Origin of the sequence: Mesorhizobium sp. 113-3-9, assembly GCF_016756515.1 — a bacterium.
In the GTDB taxonomy this organism is placed as follows: Bacteria; Pseudomonadota; Alphaproteobacteria; order Rhizobiales; family Rhizobiaceae; genus Mesorhizobium.
Genome location: NZ_AP023246.1, coordinates 7,145,678 through 7,165,222 on the forward strand (window position 1 = coordinate 7,145,678; position 19,545 = coordinate 7,165,222).

General features: G+C 61.5%; 15 protein-coding genes and 3 pseudogenes. 14 read left to right on the plus strand and 4 right to left on the minus strand.

The window, feature by feature from the left end; all coding sequences use genetic code 11:
- Positions 1–836 precede the first annotated feature (836 nt).
- The gene (locus MesoLj_RS34155; protein WP_202324187.1) at positions 837–1,145 is read left to right on the plus strand and encodes a hypothetical protein; all 309 of its coding nucleotides are present in this window, start codon (positions 837–839) and stop codon (positions 1,143–1,145) included.
- A gap of 71 nt (positions 1,146–1,216) precedes the next feature.
- Here the strand turns inward: MesoLj_RS34155 and MesoLj_RS34160 are convergent, their stop codons facing one another.
- The gene (locus MesoLj_RS34160; RefSeq protein ID WP_202324190.1) at positions 1,217–1,384 is read right to left on the minus strand and encodes a hypothetical protein; all 168 of its coding nucleotides are present in this window, start codon (positions 1,382–1,384) and stop codon (positions 1,217–1,219) included.
- A 752-nt stretch (positions 1,385–2,136) separates the two neighbouring features.
- Between MesoLj_RS34160 and MesoLj_RS34165 the strand changes: the two genes are divergently transcribed.
- From MesoLj_RS34165 to ehuA, 5 genes are all read left to right on the plus strand, one after another.
- Positions 2,137–2,901, plus strand: a complete 765-nt coding sequence (locus tag MesoLj_RS34165; RefSeq protein ID WP_202324192.1) for a class I SAM-dependent methyltransferase — start codon at positions 2,137–2,139, stop codon at positions 2,899–2,901.
- A gap of 625 nt (positions 2,902–3,526) precedes the next feature.
- Complete coding sequence (gene ehuB / locus MesoLj_RS34170; RefSeq protein WP_244730584.1) at positions 3,527–4,312, plus strand: ectoine/hydroxyectoine ABC transporter substrate-binding protein EhuB; 786 nt, start codon at positions 3,527–3,529, stop codon at positions 4,310–4,312.
- A gap of 77 nt (positions 4,313–4,389) precedes the next feature.
- Positions 4,390–5,064, plus strand: coding sequence for an ectoine/hydroxyectoine ABC transporter permease subunit EhuC (ehuC, locus tag MesoLj_RS34175; protein ID WP_244735246.1), 675 nt, complete (start codon positions 4,390–4,392; stop codon positions 5,062–5,064).
- Positions 5,061–5,729 (plus strand): ectoine/hydroxyectoine ABC transporter permease subunit EhuD, encoded by a 669-nt coding sequence (gene ehuD / locus MesoLj_RS34180; protein ID WP_202324197.1) that lies wholly within the window; start codon positions 5,061–5,063, stop codon positions 5,727–5,729. Before ehuC ends, ehuD begins: the two co-directional genes overlap by 4 nt.
- 103 nt (positions 5,730–5,832) lie before the next feature.
- Complete coding sequence (gene ehuA, locus MesoLj_RS34185; RefSeq protein ID WP_244730948.1) at positions 5,833–6,609, plus strand: ectoine/hydroxyectoine ABC transporter ATP-binding protein EhuA; 777 nt, start codon at positions 5,833–5,835, stop codon at positions 6,607–6,609.
- A 606-nt stretch (positions 6,610–7,215) separates the two neighbouring features.
- Here the strand turns inward: ehuA and MesoLj_RS34195 are convergent.
- Together MesoLj_RS34195 and MesoLj_RS34200 are read right to left on the minus strand one after the other, a co-directional pair.
- Positions 7,216–7,782 (minus strand): annotated as a pseudogene (locus tag MesoLj_RS34195) (IS3 family transposase); the annotation flags it as partial.
- A 15-nt stretch (positions 7,783–7,797) separates the two neighbouring features.
- Positions 7,798–8,007 (minus strand): hypothetical protein, encoded by a 210-nt coding sequence (locus MesoLj_RS34200; RefSeq protein WP_202296250.1) that lies wholly within the window; start codon positions 8,005–8,007, stop codon positions 7,798–7,800.
- On the opposite strand from MesoLj_RS34200, the gene istA reads away from it, so the two are divergent.
- Positions 7,978–9,492 (plus strand): IS21 family transposase, encoded by a 1,515-nt coding sequence (gene istA / locus MesoLj_RS34205; RefSeq protein ID WP_010913869.1) that lies wholly within the window; start codon positions 7,978–7,980, stop codon positions 9,490–9,492. The two genes, MesoLj_RS34200 and istA, sit on opposite strands and share 30 nt — an antisense overlap.
- On the plus strand, positions 9,489–10,304 hold the full coding sequence (istB, locus tag MesoLj_RS34210) for an IS21-like element helper ATPase IstB (RefSeq protein WP_202324153.1): 816 nt from the start codon (positions 9,489–9,491) through the stop codon (positions 10,302–10,304). The genes istA and istB overlap by 4 nt, the downstream gene beginning before the upstream one ends.
- A 129-nt stretch (positions 10,305–10,433) precedes the next feature.
- Here istB and MesoLj_RS34215 read toward each other — a convergent pair.
- Positions 10,434–11,002, minus strand: a pseudogene (locus MesoLj_RS34215) (IS3 family transposase); the annotation flags it as partial.
- A 698-nt stretch (positions 11,003–11,700) separates the two neighbouring features.
- Here MesoLj_RS34215 and MesoLj_RS34220 point away from each other — a divergent pair.
- The 6 genes and pseudogenes from MesoLj_RS34220 to tnpC all read left to right on the plus strand — a co-directional run bounded on the left by MesoLj_RS34220 (position 11,701) and on the right by tnpC (position 19,543).
- Positions 11,701–12,600, plus strand: a complete 900-nt coding sequence (locus MesoLj_RS34220) for an amidohydrolase family protein (RefSeq protein WP_202324203.1) — start codon at positions 11,701–11,703, stop codon at positions 12,598–12,600.
- Between the two features lie 10 nt (positions 12,601–12,610).
- Positions 12,611–13,591: an alpha/beta hydrolase gene (locus MesoLj_RS34225; RefSeq protein ID WP_202324205.1), complete on the plus strand. Its 981-nt coding sequence runs from the start codon at positions 12,611–12,613 to the stop codon at positions 13,589–13,591.
- 66 nt (positions 13,592–13,657) lie between these two features.
- Positions 13,658–16,736: pseudogene (ydiJ, locus tag MesoLj_RS34230) on the plus strand (D-2-hydroxyglutarate dehydrogenase YdiJ).
- Between the two features lie 287 nt (positions 16,737–17,023).
- A complete protein-coding gene (gene tnpA / locus MesoLj_RS34235) occupies positions 17,024–17,476 on the plus strand; it encodes an IS66-like element accessory protein TnpA (protein WP_202324126.1) in 453 nt (150 codons plus the stop codon).
- On the plus strand, positions 17,473–17,826 hold the full coding sequence (gene tnpB / locus MesoLj_RS34240) for an IS66 family insertion sequence element accessory protein TnpB (protein ID WP_127420643.1): 354 nt from the start codon (positions 17,473–17,475) through the stop codon (positions 17,824–17,826). The genes tnpA and tnpB overlap by 4 nt, the downstream gene beginning before the upstream one ends.
- A 64-nt stretch (positions 17,827–17,890) precedes the next feature.
- On the plus strand, positions 17,891–19,543 hold the full coding sequence (gene tnpC / locus MesoLj_RS34245) for an IS66 family transposase (protein WP_202324128.1): 1,653 nt from the start codon (positions 17,891–17,893) through the stop codon (positions 19,541–19,543).
- Positions 19,544–19,545: the final 2 nt, after the last annotated feature.

The following is a 19,545-nucleotide window of genomic DNA, read 5'->3' on the forward strand; positions in this document are numbered from 1 at the left end:
GGCGCTTGTCTACATGAGCAGGATCAGCTGTTTCGTGCCTATTGCGCCGAACACGGCTGGTCGAGCGCGAAGAGCTCACCCCGCGAACGCGAAAATTGCTTCACAGGTCGGTATGCGCAGCGATGGAATCTCGAGCCGCAGTCGCTGGGGCTTTTCCGGAACGCTCTGCAGTCGCTCAACCGAATCTATCACCGCACGGAGTTGCCGGATTGGCGGTCGCCACGGCCGGCAAAGCGGCCAGCAACGCCTTAGGCCGAATACCTGCGCGGCATTGCGGCAATCCGCAGGTGACCGTATGAAGCGCATCGCCTGGGAGGATGTGCAGCGGCTGCTGAAGGCCGTGGATCGGTCGACACCAATGGGTCTGCGCGATTACGCGCTCCTGTTGATGATGAACACCTACGGCCTTGGAGCGAGACTATACGCTTGCGGTTCGACGACGTCGATTGGGAAGCCGACACATTGTCGGTCGTCCGTCCAAAGACAGGGATAGCCTTCACCCTGCCGCTCCTGCCGGCCGTCGCCAAGGCCGTGGCGTGCTATCAGCGCGGGACACCCCATGGAGACACCCACCCGGCCTTGTTCGTGCAGATGCATGTGCCGTTCGGCCCATGGCCGCTTCAAGCGCGTTACGCCATCATCAAGAGCTGGGGGGATTTCGGCACCGTCCCTCGGCAGCCACGTTCTGAGCCATTCCCACGCGGCACGCCAGATCGATCTCGGCACCCCGCCGCGTGTAGCGTCCGAGTTTCTCGGGCACCGCGATCCAGATCACTTTCTGCCCATGTGCGGATCGCAGCGGAGACGTTGCGTGATGTCGCATTGCCGATGCCGGCGTGATCACCATCGTCACCCTTTCCGAACTGGAGAGCGAGGCGGAGAGCTTTCGGCAGTTCAAACGCGACAAGGGGCATCCCTACAGCCGTGATGCGTTCGAGATCGACCGTTTCCTCTGCTTCCTCGTGTCATCATTGGGGCTAAGAAGGCTCGATCCCGCTGGGCCGAGGCCATTCAGCGCCCTTTGGGCGGCGCCCCCGCAAGCCGTCACGCTCGCCAACGAGTTCGGCGTCATTCGCCAGCTCTGTCTTCCCGCCGGCGACGCGATCCGATCAGCTATGTGCCCGAGCACAGCTGGCCGCCGGTAATTGAGTCGACCTTTTTTCCATATTTTCACCCAGGACGAGATCCGCCGAATCCTTGCTGTCGCCTCGGCGTATCAGGGGCACTTCATGTGGCCTCGATGCTGCGTAGGCTTGTTCTTGTGCTCCATTGCACCGGCCTGCGGCTTGAGGAAGCCGTGCGACCCAAGATGGCCGATGTCGATCTTGAACGCTGCATCTTGACGGTCCGCGCCAGCAAGCGGGCGCATACGGATCGTGCCCATGCGCGACGACCTTGTGAGAGAGTTGCGGAGCTACATTGACGATCGGCGCCAGCTCCTCATCGAGCAGCGCTGCGGAGGGGTAGGCGCCCGACCTACGAGTTCCGCTATGCCTTCGCGGTCCACCGTCTCACGATCCGGGCCGAGGAAGGGTGCTGGCGGTTGCACCATCTGAAGACCTTTGGCGGCATTCTGAAGGACCGATGCTCGTGGCCGGTACAATCCGCTGTTCAAGGTGGACCGCGATCCACACAGGGCGCCGCTCGATGATAGCCGCCGCAGCCTTGGGTGCGTGGACGGGACCGCTGTCGCGACGCAATTCGCTTGTCCACTGTCGGAATCCTGACCAAATGGTGTCGCTAGCGAACAGACTGAATCGGGCACAGAAAAGTCAAACCTCTGAATACAAACAACTATTAAAAGTCGGCATGGCTCTTGCTCTTTTGTGTTGAGAGTCGCCCAACACGGAGCCGTTATATGTATGCCAATGATTTCGCTGGAGAGCTTGACCAACTTCGGCCAGTTGACGCGAGGCGGAACGGCTCGATGCACAAGGCTGCGCATGGTTGCGGGGACGCGCTCTCTTACCTCGCTACGTCGAACGGCGCGTGGTGATTAATCCGGAATGACTTTCCACCCTTCAACTACGTAGAATGACTTTCTATTGCATGCTTAAGTATAAGCTGTAGCATACTGCCAGCAATATATTTGGCGCCAGGAAGTGGATCAAATAATTTACAAACTAGGAGAATACGATGTCTGACGACTTCGAATACGACGAGAATTGGGCACTAATCTATGAAAAGTTTACCAGAATCCGCGGAAAGGTCATCGAAGCAGCTCAGACTGCGGCCTTTCTTGAGAGATATTGTAGCGGAGGAAGTGCTCTAGAACTTGGTATCGGGGACGGTCGCGTGGCAGTGCCGCTAAGCGAGCGCGGCGTTAGAGTCGAAGGTATCGACGCTTCCAACAGTATGTTGAAACTTCTCGAGAAGCGTACCGATCTTGTCAACGCGTGGAAAGGAAACATTGCTGAGTTCAAATCGGAACGGCGCTATAATCTCGTGTATTGTGTTTACAACACGTTAACAGTACTCTTCACGCGCGAAGAGCAAATAAGTTGCCTCCGATCTGCCGTGGCGACGCTAGCTGACGACGGAATTTTAGTTATAGAGACGGAGGTGCCAGCATTGGATGGGTTCGTCAGCGGGCAAAAAACTACTACGCCGCTCGTAGACCATGAGAATACGATTCTCGATGCACAGGTACACGACCCACTGAACCAGAACTTGGTTTCAACCCTCCTGTGGTTTTCAGGTACATCGGTCAGACGTTTGCCCTATCGCGTTCGTTACATCTATCACCAGGAACTCGATACCATGGCTGAATGCGTAGGGCTGGCGCTAGTGGAGCGTTGGGGAGATTGGGCAAGATGTGCGTTCACCGAAGGGTCCAAACGCCATATCTCGGTTTACAGCCGAACCGTCCTGCAGTCCTCCGCGGCGACCGATCCATCTTGATGCGCCGTCGCCCCAGCGCGAAAGCGTCTAGGATCGCCTCTAATCTGACCGCCTTTCTCGACGGCTTCAAGGCGCCGTGCATAGCTCCCCCAAAAAGGGGATGAGCTGATCTCCGCCGATGTGGCCTGCCAGACACTGGCAGGCGCTAGCATCGGATCCGGTACCGGGCTTGGCTTCCACAGTTGCTGTGCGAGATCGGAAGCATTCGACCCGGAGGCTGAGCTCGTTGAGGGTTCGGGCAGTTGGACCGCAGAATGCAACCCCTCGCCCGTTAATCGTCGGTTTGATTCGAATGCAGCCAGAATACGCCGATTTCCTGCGTTCAGAGGTATTGGTTCGTGCAAAGCGGCCGATTTGGGCTGCTACCTTTATGAAGCGGCCACCTGAAAGGTCGGCATCAAAAATGAGCTGGCAGGCCCAAGGATAGAGGTGCCTTTGAACTCCGTATAACTGCTGGATCGTGTTTCATGTGAACGCATGGATAATGTGAACGTCGTCTCGCATATTTTTGGTGGACTAGTGAAACAAAAACGTGAGCCGGGAGGAACTTTAGATGGATAAGTGGAAACATCGGGCGCGGAGACGCGCAATCCTGAGAGGAATTGCCGCGCTCGGAGTAGCAGCGATGGCACTCGCCTCATTTGCCGGTTCGGCTTCGGCGCAGTCGCTGCTGGAGAAGATCAAGAACGGAGAGACGATCCGAGTCGGCTTCTCCAACGAGGTTCCCTGGGCCTATCCCGGCGAGAACAACGAGCCGCTCGGCTTCGTCAATGCGATGACGACCGACATGCTGAAGAAACTGGGCACGACTAAGGTCGAGCCGGTCGTGACCGAATGGGGCTCGCTCATTCCGGGCCTGCAGGCGGGTCGCTTCGACATCATCACGGGCGGCATGTACATCCTGCCGGAGCGCTGCCGGAACGTGCTGTTCACCGACCCGATTGTCAAGGCCACTGACGCGCTGATTGTTCCGGCTGGCAATCCGGAAAACCTTCACTCCTATCAGGATGTACACGACAAGAGCCTCACCTTCGTCACCGGCGCGGGTTACAGCGAAATCGCGCTCATGCGCAAACTCGGCGTCCCCGACGACAAGATCATGCAGGTCGCCGGCCCGGCGGAAATCCTGCAGGCGGTGAAGTCCGGCCGTGCCGCCGCGGGTTCGGGCGCCTACTTCACCATGAAGGAGTTCACTGACAAAGACGAAAGTGTCGCGCTGGTCCCGGCCGGTAACAACTATTATTCGGGCCTCGCGTTCCTGCCGAACCAGCAGGCGGAGGTAGATGCCTTCAACGCCGTACTGAAAGACTATATCGGTTCGGACGAGATGATGGGGTCAGTCGGCAAATACGGCTATACTAAAGCCAACCTGCCGGACGGCAAGACGACTGCCGAGCTGTGCGAGCATTGATGCCAGGCGGGGAACTGCTATTCATACGCCTCACCGCCTTCCCGGGCCTGGCCGGGGGCGCTCAGCGAGGGGGGGACATGATGAACGAGTTAGCGCTCGGCTTCAGCGTTGCAGCGCTCGCCAAGGGCGTCATAGTCACCCTCGTAGTGACCCTCGCGTCATCGCTGGTGGCGATCGCCCTAGGGCTGATCGTTGGCCTGATCCGGATCTCGCCCCTTTGGCCGCTGCGCTGGTTTGGCGTCGCCTATATCGAATTCTTCCGCGGGACATCGATGCTGGTGCAGGTCTACTGGTGGTTCTTTGTGTTGCCTATCTTCGGGGTCGCGTTATCACCCTGGACCGTCGCGATCTTCGGTATCGGCATGAACGTGTCCGGTTACGGTGCCGAGCTGGTCCGCGCTGCCATCCAGGGCGTCGACCGCGGCCAGTATGAAGCCAGCATCGCGCTCAACTTGCCGCGGCTGACCGCGATGCGGCGTATCTTCTTGCCCCAGGCGATCCGCGCCATGCTGCCTGCCTGGGGCAACCTGCTCATCGATCTGCTCAAGAGTACCTCGCTTATCTTCTTCATCACCATTACAGAACTCACCACCGCCTCCAAGCTTGCTGCCGACGCCACCGGTAACTATCTGCTATTCTTCGCGGTGGCGCTGTTCGGCTATTACGTCATCGCGCGCGCCCTCATCACGCCCTTGGTGCGTTGGCTGGAACGCCGCTTCTCGCGGGGCTTTGTGCGGGAGGCACAGGCGTGAGCCTTTGGGACTGGTCCTATGTCTGGCAGGCGTTCCCGTATCTCTATCGGGGCGCGATTGTCACAGTTGAGGCCACGCTGCTCGGCTTCGCGATCGCGCTGGTGCTGGGCCTAGTCTTCGCGCTGATCCGCCAGTCGCCGAACCGCTACATCTCCACAGCGATGGCGGAGATCGTGGAGTTCATCCGCTCCACGCCGCTGCTGTTGCAGGTGTTCTTCGTTTATTTCGTCGGACCTCAGTTCGGCATCGTCATCCCTGCCTGGACAGTTGGCATCGGCGTGCTGGGCATACATTATGCCGCCTATTGCTCGGAGTGCTACCGCGGCGGGATAGAGAATGTGGAAGGGGGCCAATGGGAGGCCTGCACAGCGCTCAACCTGTCGCCGGCGCGGAGCTGGCGCGCCATCATCCTTCCGCAGGCGATCCCGCCCATCGTGCCCGGCCTCGGCAACTACTTCATCGGCATGTTCAAGGACACACCGATCCTGGCCGCCATCGCAATCCTCGAGATGCTGCAACAGGCGAAGAATTTCGGAAGTGACAATTATCGCTACGTCGAGGCGATCACCATGGCCGGCCTGTTCTACCTCGTGTTCAGTTTGGCCGCTTCCGCAATCGTGCAGTCGGTGAGCTTCTGGCTCAACCGTCGCTACCATCTCCAGTAGGAGGTCCGCCATGAGCGAAGCCACAGTTGGCTTGGAGAACCTCACTAAGCGCTGTAGCGTGCTGGAGGAACTCAAATTAGGCATCGCGCGCACCGAGAAAGTCATGAGCGAACCTATGGTCCGTTTTGAGAACGTCGCAAAGCGCTACGGCACGCTTAGCGTGCTGGATGAACTCAATCTCGACATTGCCCGCAACGAGAAGGTGTGCATCATCGGTCCCTCCGGTTCGGGCAAAACCACCGTGCTGCGCATGCTGATGACGCTGGAGCGCATTAATGAGGGGGTGATTTGGGTAGACGGGGAGCCGCTCACGCACATGCGGAAGAACGGCCAGATGGTGCCGGCGAATGAGCGTCATTTGCGGCGTGTGCGCGGCAAAATTGGCATGGTGTTCCAGCACTTCAACCTGTTCCCGCACATGACCGCCCTGCAGAACTGCATGGAGGCGCCGATCTCGGTGCTCGGGCTGTCCAGACAGGAGGCTGAGACCCGAGCGGCAGAGCTGCTCGATATGGTCGGGCTCAGCGACAAGAAGAACCATTTCCCGATCCAGCTCTCCGGCGGCCAAAAGCAGCGCGTGGCGATCGCTCGGGCGCTGGCCATGCGACCCAAGGTGATGCTGTTCGACGAGGTTACATCGGCGCTTGATCCAGAGCTCGTCGGGGAGGTGCTCAACGTTATCCGTAAGCTCGGCACAGAGCATGACCTCACAATGCTGATGGTCACGCACCAGATGGCCTTTGCCAAGGAGTTCTCCGACCGCGTCTGCTTCTTTTACGGCGGCAAGATTGCCGAGCAAGGCCCGCCCGACCAGCTCTTCGGCGATCCGCAGCACGGGCGGACCCGACAATTTCTCAGCGCTGTGCTCGAGGCCAAGTAGGTAGACGGGGTGCATGTGGAATGGATGCGTGGCTGAAGGTAGCCGCGATCTGGCAGGACGGGCACATGTTCTCAATTGGCTCGCTCCGCGAGCCACCTACCAAAAGGATATGGGAACTACACCGGACCCTTGACCCTCGCCGATACTGGCGCGCCCGCCGGCGCAAGTCATCCACTCTCGAAGAGAAGCAGCGGCTGGTTGCCGAGAGCTGTGAGTCAGGGGCGTCGATGTCGCTCGTGCCGCAGCGGCATGATATCAATGCGAACCTGTTGTTCACGTGACGCCGGCACATGCGCACGCCGACGTCGGTGGCTTCGCCGGAATTGGTCCCGTCGACGTTGTCAGCATCGGGTCGGCTGCCTCCTTTCCGGAGCGACCGGGGGCGGAACAGCGTGGCATGATTGAGATCGGCCTGGCCGGCGGTTTGCACGTGCGCGTGGACGCCGCGGTCAGCGAGGCAGCGTTGCGGCGGTGACATGATCGGGCCCGGTCTGCACAGTACAGTTGCTATGCAGCGCCGAACACGCTGCTGCAATTCTTTGAAAAGAGGTGGCTCGGTTTGTTTGGACAGGAATTCCCGATTTATAAGTGGAACACTGCCTATGGTTAGGCCGCCTCGGGAAGCGGTAGCGGGGTGAAGTAGGCCTCATCTGGCGCTCTGCCGTCAAGGCTGGAATGCGGGCGTCCCCGATTGTAGAAATCGAGATATTTTCCGATCGACGCTCGCCCTTCGCGAACGCTGTCATAGGCCTTGAGATAGACCTCCTCATATTTCACCGACCGCCAGAGACGCTCGACGAAGACGTTGTCGCGCCAGGCGCCCTTGCCATCCATGCTGATCCTGATCTCCCGGTCGAGCAGGACCTTGGTGAAGTCATGGCTGGTGAACTGGCTGCCCTGATCGGAGTTGAAGATCTCGGGCTTGCCGTATGTCGCCAGCGCCTCCTCGAGGGCTTCAATGCAAAACGCCGCATCCATGGTGATCGACAGCCGCCAGCTCAGTACCTTGCGCGTGAACCAGTCGACGACAGCAACCAGGTAGCAGAAGCCGCGGGCCATCGGGATATAGGTCAGGTCCGTCGCCCAGACCTGGTTGGGCCGCGTCACCGCCAGCTTGCCCAGCAAATACGGATAGATCTTGTGCCCGTCCCCCGGCTTCGAAGTGCGCGGCTTGCTGCGGCGCGGCAATCAACGTGAGAGCGCAGCGTCAATCAGGATGAGAATGCCGGCGGATTGGAACGCAGGGAGGGCGTAGCCCGACCGGAGTTTCAATCCGCCGGCGGCGCGTTCCTTTTCGGGAGCGTTCGTCTGGTGATCACGGTCGACCGGGTATGCCGGTGGTTTTTCCTGTTGGGGAGGAATCGCTTTGTGCCCGGCCGCCACGTAACCGATCACCATATGAGGCTTTTCATGAAGTTCCGGCAGACCAATACGACGGCCGTCGCGGCGGCGAAGGCGTCGATCAGTATCGCCACGGCCTATCGCATCGAGAAGGATTCGAGACTGCCGTCACAAAAGAAGGCGCCGCGGCAACGGCGCCGTGCCGACCCTCTCGCCGATATTTTCGAAGCCGAGGTCGCGCCCATGCTGAGGGCAGCTCCGGGCATTCGGGCGATCGCCATCTTCGACGAGATGATCCGGCGTCATCCCGAGCTTGGAGCCGGCATTCGCCGCACGATCGAGCGTCGCGTCCGAGCCTGGCGCGCCGTCCATGGCGAGGAACAGGAGGTCATCTTCCGGCAGGTTCACGTACCCGGGCGCATGGGATTGTCGGATTTCACCGACATGGCAGCCGCCGGCGTCACGATCGCGGGCCAGCCACTCGATCACCGGCTCTACCATTTCCGGCTCGCCTATTCCGGCTTCGAGCATGCGCATGTCGTGCTCGGTGGCGAGAGTTTCGTCGCTCTGGCGGAAGGCCTGCAGAACGCGCTGTGGTCGCTCGGCGGGGCTCCCCGCGAGCATCGCAGCGACAGCCTGTCGGCGGCGTTCCGCAACCTGGACAAGGACGCCCGGGAGGACCTGACGCGCCGCTACGACGAACTGTGCGGCCACTACGGCATGACCCCTTCCCGCAACAATCGCGGCATCGCGCATGAGAACGGCTCCGTCGAAGGCCCGCACGGCCATCTCAAGCGGGCGATCAATGACGCGCTGCTGATGCGGGGATCGAGCGATTTCGACGACCTGGCAGCCTACCGTCGCTTTGTCGACGAGATCGTCAGCCGCGTGAATGCTCGCAACTCCAAGCGCATCGACATCGAGCGGGCCGAACTCCAGGAACTGCCCGTCCGGCGCACTTCCGACTACGAGGAGGTCACCGTGCGCATAACGTCATCGGGCGGGTTCACGCTGCGCAAGGTGTTCTACACCGTGCCCTCACGCCTGATCGGCCACCGCCTCAGAGTGCGGCTCTTCGATGATCGGCTGGATATCTTCATCGGCGGCACGCAGCTCATGACGCTGCCGCGCGGGCGCGCCTCTTCAAACGGCAAGCACGACCAGGTCGTCAATTATCGGCATGTCATCCATTCGCTGCGCCGCAAGCCGATGGCGCTGCTCAACCTCGTCTATCGTGACCAGCTCTTCCCCCGCGAGGCCTACCGGCGAACCTTCGACGTGCTCATAGAGCGACTGCCTGAGCGGCAGGCCTGCCGCACCATGGTCGAGCTTCTCGCCATGGCGCACGAGCGCGGCTGCGAGAGCGAACTGGCTGATCAACTGACCGCCTCGCTACAGGCACGGCGATTGCCCAATATGGCTGCTTTGCGGGAACGGTTCGCGCCGGATCCCGCCCGGCTGCCGAGTGTCGTCGTGCGTCTTGCTCCGCTCAACGCCTATGAAGCCCTGCTTGGCGCCAACCTGACAGGAGATGCGGCATGAAGACGAACCCCGCTGTCGATTCCGCCAGGCTGGGCTTGCTCCTCAACGAACTGCGCCTGCCGGCCATCAAGGTTATGTGGCCGCAGTTTGCCGAACGGGCCGACAAGGAAGGCTGGCCGGCCGCTCGCTTCCTGGCTGCGATCATTGAACATGAACTGGCTGAGCGCGACCGGCGACGTATCGAACGCCATCTCGCCGAGGCGCGCCTCCTGCCGGGCAAGACCCTCGACACATTCGAGTTCGAAGCCGTTCCGATGATCTCCAAGGCCCAGGTGATGGCCATCACCGCCGGCGACAGCTGGCTCGAGAAGGGAGCGAACCTGCTTCTGTTTGGCCCGCCCGGCGGCGGAAAGAGCCATCTCGCCTCGGCCATCGGACTTGCCCTTATCGAGACCGGATGGCGGGTCATGTTCACCCGCACCACTGATCTCGTCCAGAAGCTTCAGGTCGCGCGCCGCGAACTCGGCCTCGAGGCCGCGATCAACCGGCTCGATCGCTTCCACCTGCTGATCCTCGACGACCTCGCCTATGTCACCAAGGACCAGGCCGAAACGAGCGTGCTGTTCGAGCTCATCAGCGCCCGCTACGAGCGGCGTTCCCTGCTGATCACCGCCAATCAGCCCTTCGGCGAATGGGGAAAGGTCTTCCCCGATCCAGCCATGACGCTCGCCGCGGTGGATCGCCTCGTCCATCACGCCACAATCTTCGAGCTGAATGTCGAGAGCTATCGGCGGCGCGAGGCCATCGAGCGAAAGCGGGGGCCAGGCAGGCCGGCGTCATATGCGACGCCCGCAAACGTCGCTCCTGATTGACGCGCCGCGACAATCAAACCGATAAAACCTCTTGCGCGCGACAATCAATGCCGAGATTATCACCATCGCCGCGACACCAGATTCTCATCCAGATTGTCGCGCGCTTCTCTCCCAGATTGTCGCGCTATACGGCTTGCGGTAGAGCGCCTCGATATCCATGCGCTTCATCAAGGTGCGCACATGCAGGCGACCCGTCTCATAGCCTTCGCGCTTCAAAAGCTTCTGCAACATGCGGCTGCCCGCGAACGGGTAATCCAGATGCAATTCGTCGATGCGCCGCATCAGCTTCAGGTCTGCCGCCGATGTCGGCTTGGGTAGGGAGTAGACGCTGCCGCGGCTGATCCCCAGTTCGGCCGCCTGCTTGGCAATCGGCAGTTCATGTTCCCGGTCGATCATCGTCTTGCGCTCCCCGACCAGCCGGCCTTGCCGAGCGCCGAGCCTAAAAAATCATTGGCCAGCGTCAGCTCTCCGATCTTGGCATGGAGGGCCTTTATGTCCACCGTCGGCTCCGATTTCTCCGCCGCGCCAAACACGTTCGAGGCCCCTTCCAGAAGCTGCTTTCTCCAATCCGTGATCTGGTTCGCATGCACATCATATTGCTGCGCCAGCTCGGCCAGCGTCTTTTCTCCCTTGATCGCCGCAAGCGCAACTTTCGCCTTGAAAGCCGGGCTGTGGTTCCGGCGTGGTCGTCTGCTCATTCGTGATTCTCCTGTTCCGGCACTCATGCCGATCTCAGGCAGAAATTCCACGTATCACCCTGTCCATTTTTGCCGAGCCACCTCTCAATGAAGCGCAAAAAGCAGAGTGGCTTCTATCCGCGCCTGGAACTTCAAAGAGACCATAACTTGTCGTCGGCCTTAGCGAACAAGATGGCGACCTGCCGACGCTTTGCTCCCGGTATGCAAGATGGCGGTCGCGAAGGATCCAGTGATTGGTGAGGTGCTGATGGTGCGATGGCGAACGGTCAGCCGGGGTCGGACTGTCAATCTTCGGCTTGGTCTGAGGCTTTTGGAATGATCGTGTCTTTGCTGAGCGGCCCGAGCGACGGCCGGCCTTCGACATGTAAGAAATGGCCTACCCGGAAAAATGACTGCGTGAGGAGAGCCGGGATCGCTCGTCTGACGCGGGATTCAGGCCGTCAGTCATGGGGCTGATCACCTTCAAAGCGGCTACGGCCCAGACTCGCATTGGCAGCTTCCGGGGCATGGTGGCTGCCTGCCTCCGAATGATGCACCTAGCCTAACTGCCATTTCATCTCGCGACCTTGCGCATATCGCTTAGTCAGGTAGATCGGCGAATGGCGCATGGCGATCATTTGACACGATTCGTCGAACTGTCGCGAGGCAATTGAGGACTTGGCCGGATACCTTCTCGTGGTTTTGATGAGTGACCGGTCATGACGATTGCAACGCCACGGATTGATGCGCATGCGCACTTCTACACAGCCAAAGACTTGACGCGCGTTAAAGGTGGACTGCCTTACACGTTACCAACTCCGAACCCTCTAAGCACATATCTTGCTACTTTGATCGATGCCGGGCTGAACCCCACCCTCCTCAACAATGTTCACTTGAGCATCCTGCCGGACTCCGAGAATGTGTTCGCGTCCTTTAACGAGCTGGCAGGTTTACAGGAGCGCGATCCCGTGCGCTACGGGAGCATCAGGTTGGTCGGAACGATCCTGGCCGATCCTCTATATGCCACCGCTGATCGATTGGCGCATCCGCAGGTTCAGGGTGTGCGTATCGTACTTCATGACGCCATTCCCGAGGCGCTCAGCCATGATGCCTATGCTAGTGCGGAGTGGCAGCAGCTTTTCGCGGGGTTGCGCGCTGACCAGCACGTGCATGTGTACGCGCAGAAAGCCGCGGTCAACTTGAAGGTGCTGCGGCAGCTTCCCAAGCGGGTTTCCGTGCTGATCGACCACCTCGGCACGTGCCATCCCGAGCGTGGCGTTGACGATCCCGCATTCGACGCTCTGCTCCGCGAGGCCAGCGAGCGTGGCAACGTCTACTTCAAGGGTCCCGGCTACCGTACAGCGATCGATACGGCCGCCGCATTACCATTCGCCGTTCGGATTGTCGAAAGGGTGGGCGCTCACAGGCTCTTGCTGGAGGCCAGCGACGCCCCCCATGTCGGCGACCGCGAGGGCCGGGCCTATGCCGATCACTTCACGCCTTTGGCCGCGTTCGACTTCGTCGCGCGGCTTGCTCGCGCCACCGCCGCGCTCACAGGTACCACGGCGGATGTACTGCTTCGTGGTGCATCCGCCGAAGTCTTCCCAACCTCCCCTTGAAAGGAAAAACATGACCAACCTGATTGAAGAAGATATCTCCTTCCCTGTGGCCTACCACGACGGCACCCATCGCCTGCGTGGACGGGTCTTCCGCCCTGCCAATCGGAGCGACGAGCAGCAGAAGCTCCCTCCGGTCGTCTTCAACTCGGGCTTCACCGGCGGCACCAGCATGTACGGCCAGTTGGTGGGCAAGGCCCTGGTCGGGCGCGGCTATCGCGTGATGACCTATGACGTCGCCGGTTTCTTCAAGAATAAGGACGTGCGCAACACCGTCAAGCGCGGCGACCTCACAATGACGAACGTCAGCCTCGAGGACCAGAAGGCCGAGGTGCTCGCTGCGACCACCTGGAGCAAGGAGCACTTTGGCCGCATGCCGGTCGTTGCTTCATGGGCGATGGGTTCGGTCGCCAGCTTGGCCGCCATTGTAGAACTGGCCCGCGCGGGCGGCGACCAGGTTCCGTACTACGTGCCGATGAACTACACCCGCATGACTTCATTGCAAAACCTTCGCGCTGACAAGACGGCCGCACACGCGGCGCTGCTGGAGTTGCCAGATGACGAACCGGTACCGTCGTTCGACACGGGGACCGAAGAGACGAGGCTTGGTTACTATCCCCTCGACTCGGCGACGCAAGCCTACGTCGATGAGCAGCTCGGCAGCTATACGGATGTCGACGGGGTTGATCGCTGGCCAGGTTGCAGCACCGTGAGTGCGAGGTCGTATAAGGAGTCCCTAGCATTTGACTCGGAGGCTGAGCTCGTTAAGGATTCAGGTCGTTTCCCGCCGACACTGATCATCCATGGGGCGGAGAACACGCTCCACATGCCCGAGGAGTCGATCCGGCTGCACCAGGTCTATCCGGGGCAGAAAACCAAGGCTCCGTTACTAATTGCCGGCATGGAGCATGGCCAGCAGATGAGCGCCGAGAACATTGTCTTCCGCTACATGATCGAGAACATCGACCTCGGAATCCGCGCGCACACCATGTAACCCTTCCGCCTCTTGAACCCGCGCGGCCCTGGCTGGAACAGGCCGCGCCCGGCCTCCTTGAGCAACATGATCCCTAAACTCCCATCCGAATCCGTCACGCTTCCGCTCTACCAAGCCTTCTGTGCCGAACTTCGGGCGCGCGGCTTTGCGGGCGAACTGTCGGCGGAGGCCGGCGACAGGACGGTCATGGCGACGGACAACTCGATCTATCAATTGACGCCGCAGGCGATTGCCTTCCCGCGCAACCGAGACGACCTAGTCCGGATTGCGAAGCTGCTCGCGGAGAATCGGTTCTCGGGCATTCGGGTCGCGCCGCGCGGCGGCGGGACCGGTACCAACGGCCAATCGCTGACGGACGGGCTTGTCGTCGATATATCGCGCCACATGAACCGGATCCTCGCGATAGACCCGGTGCGCCGTACGGCTCGGATGGAGGCGGGCGTCGTGAAGGACCAGCTCAACGCGGCCTTGAAGCGTTACGGGCTGTTCTTCGCACCCGAGCTGTCGACATCGAACCGGGCCACCATAGGCGGCATGATCTCGACCGACGCCTGCGGGCAGGGATCCTGCCTCTATGGCAAGACCCGCGATCACGTCCTGGAACTGACGACCGTCCTGCCCGACGGGACGGTTTGGGACTCTGCGCCCTTGGACGAAGAGGCGCTCACGGCCGCTAAGAGCCGCCCCGACCAAGCAGGAGCCATTCATCGCGCCGTCGACCATCTTGAGCGCGTGAACGCGGCGCTCATCACCCAGCGCTTCCCCAAACTCAATCGCTGCCTCACAGGCTACGACCTCGCTCATATCCGGCGCCCAGACGGCCGCTTCGACCTCAATGCTATCCTGTGTGGATCGGAGGGGACGCTCGGATTTCTGGCGGAGGCGACACTCAACGTCCTGCCGCTGCCGAGCCGGAGCGCGCTGGTGATCCTGCGCTACGGCAGCTTCGATGCCGCGCTCCGGGACACGCAGGCCCTCATCGCCTTCGGGGCGGCCTCCATCGAAACCATTGATTCAAAAGTGTTATCGCTCGCCCAGAGTGACCTGATTTGGGCGGGCGTCTCTAGATTCTTTCCCGAGGACGCCGGGGAACCGGCGCGTGGCGTTAACCTCATTGAGTTCGTCGGGCAAAGCGACGCGCAGGTTGAGGAGGCGCTGGGCCGGCTGACGGATGCGCTTGACACGGACAGACCCGTTGCCGGACGGCGCGGCTTCACGATCGCACGGGGGATCATCGAGGTCTCTCGCATCTGGGAGATGCGGAAGAAGGCTGTCGGACTCCTCGGTAACATGAAGGGCGACAAGCGCCCGATCCCCTTTGTGGAGGACACGGCCGTGCCGCCGGAGAACCTGGCTGATTTCATTGCGGAGTTCCGGGGGGGTGCTTGACCGGCGCGGACTCGACTACGGGATGTTCGGGCACGTCGGCGCCGGAGTGCTCCATGTCCGTCCGGCCATCGACATGAAGGCGGCGGGCGCCGAGGCGCTGATCCGGGAAGTCACGGATGAGGTCGTGGCCCTGACGCAGCGATACGGAGGGCTCCTGTGGGGCGAGCACGGCAAGGGTATGCGCTCTGAGTTCTCGCCCCGCTTCTTCGGGCCGCTCTACCCGGTTCTTCAGGCCGTCAAGGCGGCCTTCGATCCGCGCAACCAATTCAATCCCGGCAAGATTGCCGTCCCGGACGGCGGCGTGCTTCTGAGGGTCGATGGCGTGCCGACCAAGGGCCAGCACGACCGAACCATTCCGTCCGGCGTGCGGGCCGGCTACGACGAGGCGTTGCACTGCAGCGGCAACGGCGCCTGCTTCAGCTGGAACCCGGACGACGCTATGTGCCCGTCCTGGAAAGGCACGCGCGAGCGCCGGCATTCCCCGAAGGGCCGCGCCCAGCTCATGCGCGAATGGCTGCGGCGGCTCGCCGCGAAGGACATTGACCCGCTGGCAGAAGCGCGACGGCTGCGGGCCCGGCCCGGCTGGCTGACTTTTCCATCCCGGCTTCTCGCAACGCTCCGTCGGGACGACGACTTCTCGCATGAGGTCCACGAGGCCATGGCAGGCTGCCTCGCTTGCAAATCCTGCACGGCCCAGTGCCCGATCAAGGTGGACGTGCCCACGTTCCGGGCGAAGTTCCTCGAACTCTACCATGGACGCTATCTGCGGCCTCTGCGCCACCACGTGATCGGGCGGCTGGAGGCGATGCTGCCGCTCCTCGCCAGGATGCCGTCGCTCGTCAACCTGGCGACGGCCCTCGGCCTGATGCGGCCCCTCGGCCTTGTCAACACGCCGAGGCTGTCCGGGGTCGATCTCGGGCGGGAGCTGAAGGCAAGGAGCGTCGCCATGGCAACGCCGGACGCGCTCGGGGCCCTGGCTCCGCACGAACGTAGGCAGAGCGTCGTAGTCGTTCCGGACGCATTCACGACCTACTACGATACGGGAGTGCTGCTCGACACGCTCGACCTCCTCCGCGCCATCGGGATGAGGCCGTGGCTCGCGCCCTATCGGCCGAACGGCAAGCCGCTCCACGTTCACGGCTTCCTCAGTTCGTTTGAGCGCTTGGCGGCCAAGAACGCGGGTGCGCTTGGGCAGCTCGCCGCTGCCGGCGTCGACCTCGTCGGGCTCGACCCCTCTATGACGCTGACCTACCGTTCCGAGTACCCCGCAGCACTCCCGGGGCGGAAGCTGCCTTCCGTGCAACTCATCCAGGAATGGCTGGCCGCCCGGCTAGATGGGCTCCCCCGCGTCGCGGGGGCGCCCAACTACTTCCTCTTGCCGCACTGCACGGAGCGGACGAACGCGCAGGCGGCAGTGGCAGGCTGGCGCCACGTCTTTGACGCTTGCGGGATCGCACTCACCGTTCTGCCGTCCGGCTGCTGCGGCATGGCGGGCACGTTCGGTCACGAGGTCGAGCATCGCGCCTTGTCCGAGCACATCTATGCACTGAGTTGGGCAAGTCATGTGAACGCCGCCGGATCCTCGGGTCGCCTCCTCGCGGACGGCTTCTCCTGCCGGTCCCAGGTTGAGATCATCGACGGGGTTCGCCTCGCCCATCCTGTGCAGGCGCTCCTTGCCGAGCTCTCGAAATCGGCCCAAGTAAGCCAATCGGAATGCTCGGACAACCACGCCGTCGCGCCGACCGACTGGGTGTAGTTGCCCGAAGCGCGTATCGTGCCGTTGCGCAAGTGAGCTTGGTCGACGGGCGACCCGAACACCCAGTATTCGCGAGTCGGCCTGCGATAGGATGTGAATGACCAAACTTTTGCTAAAAGAGGGCAGCACGGCGACCGGCATCCCCGGGAGTGGATCCGTACCCACACGTATTGGGCTATTGGTTTTTCCGGAGTTCTGTATGCGCCGCCCACACCCCATTGATTTCGCTTGTTTCTGAACATTGAGGTTTCTGCCAGAAGGTTTTCGGCAGGAGCTGGAGATTTGGCATGGCGGATGGCGAGGGATTTGTTGGGCGATGCGAAGTTGTCGAGCCTCGTCGTGGAAACCGACGATGGCCTAATGATCTGAAGGCGCGGATTGTCGCGGAGAGCCTTCAACGCGGTGCGCGGGTTGTTGATGTTGCGCGTCGTCATGATCTCATTGCGCATCAGCTTTCGGACTGGCGACGGCAGGCGCGTCAGGGTCTTTTGGCGCTGCCTGCGGAACTGATGCCGGTGCCTTGCGAGAATAGCGGCCCATTCGAGCCTGCCTTCGTGCCCCTGGCGATTACGACGGAGCCGAAGGAGGCTGCCGATGCTTTGCCGGTTCCGGAGCCGGTCGAGATCACTTTGGGGATCATGACCGTGGAAATAGGCGCAGACCTCGTGGTGAGGGTTCCCGGCGATGTGCCGGTTGACCGGGTTGCGGCCTTGGTGCGTGCGATGCGCGGGACGGCATGATCGTCGCGGGCCAACGATTGCCGATCCTGATCGCGACGCGGCCGGTGGACTTCCGCTGTGGCCATCAGGCGCTGGCATTGATGGTGCAGACCGAGTTGAAGCTTGATCCGCATTCCGGGGTCACCGTGATCTTCCGGTCGAAGCGCGGGAATCGTGTAAAAATCCTGGTGTGGGATGGCACCGGAATGGTGCTGACCTACAAAATCCTGGAACAGGGCAGCTTTGCCTGGCCCAAAGTGCAGGATGGGACGATGCGGCTGTCGCGGGGGCAGTATGAAGCTTTGTTCGAAGGTCTCGACTGGCGACGCGTGGTAGCGCAGCGGGTAGCGCCGCCCGCTGCGGCAGGGTGACTCACCCGTTCGGTTTTGGCGTTGTTTTATTGGGCTTTTTTGCTTCGATTTGCTACGAAGGCGCATGTCTGCGCCCATTGATCTCAGCCAGTTCCCGGACCTGCCTGCAGAGGTGGTGAACGCCTTTGCGGCCGTACAGTTCGAGCTGTCGGTCGAGCGTGCGGCCCGTCAGCATGAGCAGGCGGTGGTGGCTGAAAAGGACGCCTTCATCACCGAGTTGAAGGAACTGATCGAGAAGCTGGAGAGCCAGGTTCAGGACTACCGCCGCACGAAGTTCGGGCCGAAATCGGAAAAGCTCGATCCGACGCAGATGGAACTGGCGCTGGAGGACCTGGAGACGGCAATTGCCGAAACACAGGCCCAGATCGCCTTCGTCGAGGAAAAGATCGCGGCCAGCACAGCCAATTGCGAAAAGACTGCTTCACGCAGGCAACGCAAGGCGCGTGCTCTGCCCCAGAGCCTGCCGCGCGTCGAACAGGTGATCGAGCCTGATAGCATTGCCTGCCCCTGTGGTTGCGGCAACATGGTCCGGATTGGCGAAGACCGGACGGAGCGGCTCGATCATATCCCGGCGCGCTATCAGGTGATCGTCGCGATCCGCCCGAAATATGCTTGCCCCAAGGGGCGCACGGGAGTGGTTCAGGCCAGGGCGCCGGCGCATTTGCTGGAAGGTAGCTGGCCGACCGAAGCCCTCTTGGCGCAGATCGCCGTGTCCAAGCATTCCGAACACATGCCGCTGAACCGGCAGGCCGCGGTCATGGCCCGACACGGAGTGCCGATCGACCGCACGGTCCTGGCCGACTGGCTGGGTCGGACGGGCGCCGTGATCGCGCCGGTGGTAGACCACATGGCCATGATCCTGAAACAGGGTAGCTCACGACTATATGTCGACGAGACCACGGCTCCGGTGTTGGATCCCGGGCGCGGCAAGACGAAAACTGGCTATCTCTGGGCTATTCTGCGCGACGACCGCGGCTGGAACGGATCTGCGCCGCCGGGCGTGGTGTTCCATTATCGGCCTGGGCGTAAAGGTGAATATGCCGCAGGTATCCTCGACGGCTTCAACGGCACGATCCAGGTCGATGCCTATGGCGGCTACTCCCACCTCGCAACGCCAAAACGCACGGGCGGCGATCCGTTGAGGCTGGCCTTCTGCTGGGCGCATGGCCGCAGAAAACTGATCAAGTCCCAGCCGAAGAAGGGTTTGCCCATCGTCGACGAGGCGTTGTTGCGCATCGCCGCCCTCTACAAGATCGAGGACAGCATCCGAGGTTGTGACCCCGATCATCGCCGGGCTGTCCGCCAGCACCTGTCCCGCCCCCTGGTGGACGAGTTCTTCACCTGGCTGACAGTTCAGGCCGCGCGCGTATCGCGCAAGTCCGACCTCGGCGAGGCCATGGCCTATATGCTGAAACGCCAGGTCGGCTTCCGGCTGTTCCTGAACGACGGCCGCGTCGACATCGACTCCAATCTCGTCGAAAACGCGATCAGAAGTCCGGCCATGAACCGCCGCAACGCTCTCTTTGCCGGCCATGATGAAGGCGGCCGTAATTGGGCCCGTTTCGCCAGCCTGATCGGCACATGCAAGATGAACCGCGTTGAACCATACGCCTACCTGCGCGATCTCTTCATCAGCCTCGCAAATGGCCACCTCGCCAAAGACATCGACGCCCTCATGCCCTGGGCCTATGCGCAACGGATCAGCGCATCACAATGAGC